The following is a 6,246-nucleotide window of genomic DNA, read 5'->3' on the forward strand; positions in this document are numbered from 1 at the left end:
CCACAGACGGCAGAACCTTGAAAGCCACACCCGACGCTCCTGGGTGGATGAACCATACGAAGGGCTCACCACGTCCCGCAGGACAACGTAGGGAATCTTGACGGCCGCGAGTCCGTGTCACCGAAGATTGAGCGGTGGGGGCCAGGCGCCCTCCGGCGAGCCGCGGATGTAGTCAGGCGTGGCGTCCGGGTCTACCTGACCGGGCCTTCATCTTCTCCTGGCTGTGCGTCAGGCATGTCCAGGATGGCCTCTCGGGTGTACTGAGGGCTCTCTGGGGGTGGGGCCACTCTAGGGGCCATGAGTTCGGTGAGGAGTCTGCTCAGGTCATCCGTGGATAGCGCCAGGCCCAGGGTCTGCACGATGCGCAGAGCACAGTCCCGGATGGACTGAGCGTCCTTCTCGGGCGCCGCCATGCTCCCAATCTCGTCACACACTCGGCTGAACTGTTCAGCGCTGATCGTTGGCCGACTTATCGGTTGCGCCATGGTGCGCTCCTCCTGGAAGAGCGGGCGGTTCCACCCGCTCTTCCAGAAAGCGCTGAGCACACCCCAACGGCAACTGGAGAGAGCCAGCGCGCAGGCGCTCGACCAAAGCCGCTCAGACTTCGTTGGCACGCGCTCAACGTGCACTGTCACAGGACAGCCCGCCGTGGCTCGTTGGACCGCGTGTGACGACCGCTGCGATGACCGACGTCCTCGAGTGGGACGCCCGCACGCTCCTCGAGGAGTACGACGGCGGGGGGCCCGGGTACGGGGGAGCGTCTCCTCGCCGAAGGGCTGGCCCGGGCGCAGTGGAGCGGGTCGGCCTTCCGGGCCTCGCTGCGCGATGTCCCGGAGTCCGTGCGGGCCGGGCGCCTGATCGATGTCCTTGATCCGGCGGCGGCGGTCCTGGAGTCCGCCGACATCTCCGGGGTACGGCCGGCGCTACACGGGTTTCTTCGTCACGACATGGATCGCAGCGGGGGGTAGTTCGTCGTGATCCCCGGCGGCTGGAGCAGGGGCGGGGGTTCGGGGCCGGGGTCCTCGGTGACGACGACGCCGGCGGCGGCATGGTCGAAGCCGGCGGGCCAGCGGGTGTGGTCGCTGGCCAGGGCGTCGGTCAGGCGTGCCTGGAGCAGGTCGGCCGTGCTCAGGTCGGTGCCGCGCAGGTCTGCCAGGCGCAGGTCGGATCGGCGGAAGACCGCACCGCGCGCGTTGGCCTTGCGCAGGTTCGCCTCGCGCAGGTCGGCCTCGGTGAAGTCGGCGTCCCGCAGGTCGGTCTCGGCCAGCCGCGCGCCGCGCAGGTCGGCCAGTGCACAGTGGGCACGGTGGAGGATTGCGGTCTTGAGGTCGGCGTGCCGCAGGTTGACCGAGACCAGGGATGCCTGGGTCAGGTTGGCGTGGTACAGGCCTGCCGCCTCCATACAGGAGCGGTCGAGATTGACCTCGGGCAGCCACAGCCCGTCGCAGTCGGCCCGGCGCAAGTCGGTGGCGCTGAGATTGACCCAGGACTGCTCCCGGCGCTGGCACAGCACGCCGAGGCCGGTCAGCGCCACCTGTGAGTCGGCGGCACGGGCCTCCAGGGGTGCGATGTCGTTGATGGGCACGTCCGCCGTCGGCGCGTCCGGTCCGGTGGGCGGCCAGGGCAGGTGCGTGCGCAGATAGGCGGCCTGGATGGAGATGACGGCCTCGCGGTCACGGGTGGACTGCTCCGCGACCCGCCACAGCGCGTGGAGCCCGCCGACGCGTACATCCAGCTTGTCACTGCCGAGCTGATCGACCGCCCGGCTGAACCGGTCGGTGACGTAGCCCTCCTGGGTAGCGCGCAAGCCATCCTGGCTGACCCGGAGTTGCCGCCACGTGGCGTAGGCGCCGAAGAGCACGACCAGGCCGCCGATCATCTGCAGAAGAGTCGTCCGGACATCGTTTACGGCCTTCAGCCGATCCTGCGGCACGACGGCTGCCCCGGCGAGATCGTGGTCGACCACCACACCTGGCAGAACGAGGAACACGGTTCCCAGAACGGCCAGTCCCACCACTCCGGCCAGCAGCGGCACGACGGCACGACGACCGACCGGCCGCTCGCGCCACGGCCGCTGGCCATGATCCTGCTCTCCCGTCTCCATGGGCACGGGAGCCTAGGCGCACCTCAGGAGTTGATCAAGATGGGCCAAGTGGAGCAGCAGTACTGGGGTGTTCTGTGCTCGTCGGCTGGTCAACCATCCTCATCGGTACGCCCACGGCTGCTGGAGATCGACAGCGTGGAACGATGGTCGCCATGTCTGGTCAGGTCTGGGTGTCACTCATATCGTTGGGCGGCGTTGCGCTCGGTGGCGTGCTGTCCTTCCTCGTTCAGTTCGCTACGCAGCGGTCGGCGGAACGAACGGAACAGCGGCGGCAGCAGACCGAGTTGTCGGAGGCCCGGCGGGCGGAGCGGCTTGCGCTGCTGGAGCGGTTCGTCGAGGTGGGGGCCGAGGCGGAGCGCGCCGCCTTCAGCCGACCGAACGAATGGGACGACACCAGCGCCTGGTTCTTCACGACCCAAGACGCCATGAACAGGCTGTGGGTCGCCGAGCGGCTGATCCGTATCCAGTTTCCCCTTCCTGTGCATGACGCAGCACGCAAATACTTCCTCGACCTCAACCGGACCGTGTGGGAAGGCTTGCCCGACGGCGAGAGCGTGCGTGACTACCTGGAAGACAACAGGCTGGCCTTTCTCGACGCGGCCCGAGCAGTCATGGGATAGCCCGCTGCGGGCCCCGAAGCTCCTTTGCGGGACACCTCAGTAGCCCGGTTGCGGCTTCGACAGCTTCTGTTCCTGGCAGCTGACCACTGCCTCCGCCACTGCCTTGGCCCGGATCCCGCTGCCCTGCGCGGCGCAGGGCAGCGGGATCCGGGCCATGCCCGGACAGTGGCCACGCGGGGGGTGGGCTGTCACCATCTGTGCCCTCTCCCGTACAGTCCGTGGTGCCAGTGCTCCGTTACGGCCAAGCCCAGCGGTTGACCAGGAGAAGAAACATGGACACCGAAGCCAGCCTCGGCTCCCTTCCGTACGTTCCCGGAACGGGGCGGCCGGTCCCCGAAGCCGAGCCTGAACTCGTGGAGCAGTGGCGATCGGGAGGAGGCGAACTGGTCGAGCTGCTGTCCCAGGTGCGCGAGCGGTTCGGCGGCATCGCCGCGTTCCGCCTCGGGCCGGCCCCCACCGTTCTTGTCACCGACCCGCAGGCGGTCCAGCACGTACTCGCCCAGCACCCGGAGCGGTACGTCAAGCGCTCCCACCGCGCCCGTATGCTGATCGGCGACGGCGTCCTCGCCGCCACCGGTGAGGCGTGGAAGCGCCAACGCCGCTTGCTGCAGTCCCAGTTCACCGGTACCGGGATGCGCCGCTACGAACAGCGGATCACCGAGGCCGCCCGGACCACCGCCGGGCGCTGGGACGGGTACGCCCGTACCGGGCAGACCCTCGATGTCGGGCAGGAGATGCGCCGCTTCGCCCTGGATGCCATCTGGCGCTCTCTTACCGGGCACCCCCTCGACGACGGGACCGAGCGCGAACTGGCCGCCGTGGCCGCCGTGGCGACCGCCCTACCGACTCTGCCCGCTGACGTCACCGACGCCCAGGACGCCGTTGCCGCCGATCTCGCCCGGATCGATGCGGTCGCCCGGCACGCCATCGAGGCCGCTCGCAGCGGGGCGGCGGGACCCGACGGCCCGGGCCTGCTGCACGTGCTGACCGACGCCGCCACCGAGCGCCCCGAATACACCGACCAGCTGATCCGCGACGAGCTGGTCACATTGCTCGTGGCCGGGCACGAGACCACCGCCACCACCCTGACCTGGCTCTACCTGCTCCTCGACCAGCACCCCGCCGCCCGCGAACAAGCCCTCGCCGCCGGCGGCGAAGGCTCAGCTGGGCGCCGCCAGGCCATCCAGGCCCTGGTCCACGAGACGCTCCGGCTCTACCCGTCCGCCTGGATCCTGCCCCGCCACGCCACCGAGGACGACACCCTTGCCGGCTACGCCGTCACAGCGGGCACCGACATCCTGATCTGCCCGTACCTTACGCACCGCGATCCCGGACTGTGGCCAGACCCAGAGCACTTCGACCCCCGGCGCTTCCTCACCCCGGACGGCCGACCTGCCCACCCGGGCGCCTACTTCCCCTTCGGTATCGGTCCCCGCGCCTGCCTCGGTCTGCAATTCGCGCTCCGCGAATCGACCGTCCTGCTCGAACACCTGTTGCCGGTCCACACCCCGGCCTTCTACTCCACTCCCACGAAGGCGGTGTACGGCATCACCGTCCGCCCCGACGGCCCCACCCCCGCAACCTTGGTATCGCCACTCACCTGAAGCGGAACGGTACGGAGGACGGGCAGCGCATACTCAGGAGAGATTGCAAGAGCCCAGTGAGGACCGGTACTACGAATAGTCATTGACAACGGAGTTGCGGATCCTAGATGCGCTGTAGGGTCCGCGATCTGATGAGCGCTGGTCCCTGCGGGAACGTCGTAATCCGGGCTTGGTGCGCACTCATCGGGTCGGCTCAGCAGGAGCAATCGGGAGCCTTTGGCGCTCCGGCTGGACACGATAGGTGAGGTCGGTTGGAACTCATCTCGTTTGATGACTTGGAAGTCAGTGCAGCTGCCATGCCGACGAAGGCAAGGAAACCGCATGGGTTGGCGCGCCGTCAGTTCCCGCCCTGCAGGGTGCCTGCGCCCCCATTTGCGATCCGAGTGTGGGCAGAGGCGATCCTGCCCAGCGGAAAGCATGCACTGCTGGGCCCGTGCGGGAGCCGCGGCAGCAGGCAGTCAATCCAGCCGCATAACGTGTCCCATTTGTTACCATATGTAACCGCAATATGTCGGTGACCAGCACCGGAAAGCAGCGCGCGGCAACCAGCATTCACCTCTGGGCCGGGGAACCGCCCACAGCTGGCGTTCCTGACCGCTGCCCCGCACGAGGAACCGAGGAACCGCCATGCCCAGCGAAGAAGCAGAGTCCGTTTCAGCCGACACCGGAATTCAGCAGATCCCTACCGTGATCAAGCTCCGGGAAGTACCCGCTGCCACCGAGGCGCGCGAGAAGCTGTTGCAAGCCATCGCGGCCGAGGCAGAGGCGATCATGAGCAAGTCCCAGGGGCAGGCGTCCATGGCCCTGGAGGAACTCGCCCGCGCCTATGCCCTGGTGACCTCTGGCGCCACCGCTGTTGCACCGGCCGGTGAGGCCACTACGGTCCCCCTCCATAACAGGGCTGGCGGCCACCAAGTGGGCCTCTGTCTCGAACTGGAACCCTGACAAACCCGTGGCTGCGGTGGGGTCGATCCCTCCACCGCAGTCACGGGGATGTGTCATACCGTCCGGCTCGTCGGGGTCAGTCGCACTCGCTGTACTCGGGGTCGAAGTGCAGTCCCTCGAAACAGTGCCGCACGTAGATGTACTGCTGGGCGACACACGAGATCATCTTGGTGTCATCGCCAGGGTAGGGGTAGTTGCCGTCGGCCCTGCCGCGGCAGAAGTCGGGCGGGATGTCGTCCGCGGGAGATGCGGCCCGCGCCGCTACTGCGTGCTCGCGCGGCCCGGAGGCTGCGGGCGCATGCGCCTGCGCGACGGAGGTGCCGGACACCCCGCACCAGAGCGAGTGCCCTCTCTAGATCCGGCAGGCCGGCCGGGTCCAGGGGAAGGGCGCGCTCGGCGAGTTGAAGGAAGCGAGTCCAGTCGCAGCGCACGCTGGGAGAGAGCCGGTAGGGATCGTCGCCTGAGCTGCGGCGGGGAACGAAGGCGTCCGCCACGAGCGCGAAGAAGACGGCGTCCAAGAAGCCCGCCGCCAAGCAATGGTTCGGCGCAGGTGAGCGGGCACCTCCTTGTCGATCCGGATCAGGAACTTCTCTGGGTCCGCTGCCGTGTACCACCGGGGGTTTCGTTGTCGGCGAGCACCCTCAATGCACGGCTCGTAGGGGTGGCCGGCGGGATCGCTGCCCAGGGAGCGGCGCAGTCCCTGCAGGATGTTCGTGTCGAGTGTTATCTCACCCTCCCCTCCAGGGCGAGCAGCCGGCAGAGCCAGGCATGTGACGTAGAGGCTGGCTGGTCACTGCTGAACCGCCCCTGGCCTGGGGAGACAGGTGCCAGGCAGCGTGGGCGGCATCCGGAAGTAATGCCAGGCAGTCAGCGAGAGTGAGCACTGCTCATGACCTGTGGATCGGCCTCGGGTTGGACGCGAAGGGCGTACCTTCCCGAGTGATCGACTTCTGGTCATCGAGTAGGCCGACGT

Annotated in this window: 6 protein-coding genes; 3 read left to right on the top strand and 3 right to left on the bottom strand. The window is 68.1% G+C overall.

What is annotated here, in order from left to right:
* Window positions 1–940 precede the first annotated feature (940 nt).
* A complete protein-coding gene (locus tag ACFZDJ_RS54890) occupies window positions 941–2,104 on the bottom strand; it encodes a pentapeptide repeat-containing protein (protein ID WP_391070803.1) in 1,164 nt (387 codons plus the stop codon).
* Between the two features lie 143 nt (window positions 2,105–2,247).
* Here ACFZDJ_RS54890 and ACFZDJ_RS54895 point away from each other — a divergent pair, with 143 nt between their 5' ends.
* The gene (locus tag ACFZDJ_RS54895; protein WP_391070805.1) at window positions 2,248–2,724 is read left to right on the top strand and encodes a hypothetical protein; all 477 of its coding nucleotides are present in this window, start codon (window positions 2,248–2,250) and stop codon (window positions 2,722–2,724) included.
* Window positions 2,725–2,760: 36 nt separating this feature from the next.
* Here ACFZDJ_RS54895 and ACFZDJ_RS54900 read toward each other — a convergent pair whose 3' ends face one another.
* The gene (locus tag ACFZDJ_RS54900; protein ID WP_391070806.1) at window positions 2,761–2,919 is read right to left on the bottom strand and encodes a hypothetical protein; all 159 of its coding nucleotides are present in this window, start codon (window positions 2,917–2,919) and stop codon (window positions 2,761–2,763) included.
* Window positions 2,920–2,996: 77 nt separating this feature from the next.
* On the opposite strand from ACFZDJ_RS54900, the gene ACFZDJ_RS54905 reads away from it, so the two are divergent.
* Together ACFZDJ_RS54905 and ACFZDJ_RS54910 are read left to right on the top strand one after the other, a co-directional pair.
* Window positions 2,997–4,328, top strand: coding sequence for a cytochrome P450 (locus ACFZDJ_RS54905; protein ID WP_391070808.1), 1,332 nt, complete (start codon window positions 2,997–2,999; stop codon window positions 4,326–4,328).
* A gap of 627 nt (window positions 4,329–4,955) precedes the next feature.
* A complete protein-coding gene (locus ACFZDJ_RS54910; protein WP_391070810.1) occupies window positions 4,956–5,273 on the top strand; it encodes a hypothetical protein in 318 nt (105 codons plus the stop codon).
* A gap of 76 nt (window positions 5,274–5,349) precedes the next feature.
* On the opposite strand, the gene ACFZDJ_RS54915 is transcribed toward ACFZDJ_RS54910, so the two are convergent.
* Window positions 5,350–5,601, bottom strand: a complete 252-nt coding sequence (locus ACFZDJ_RS54915; RefSeq protein WP_390942306.1) for a chitin-binding domain-containing protein — start codon at window positions 5,599–5,601, stop codon at window positions 5,350–5,352.
* Window positions 5,602–6,246: the final 645 nt, after the last annotated feature.

It is taken from the genome of Streptomyces sp. NPDC007896, from assembly GCF_042959425.1.
GTDB lineage: Bacteria > Actinomycetota > Actinomycetes > Streptomycetales > Streptomycetaceae > Streptomyces.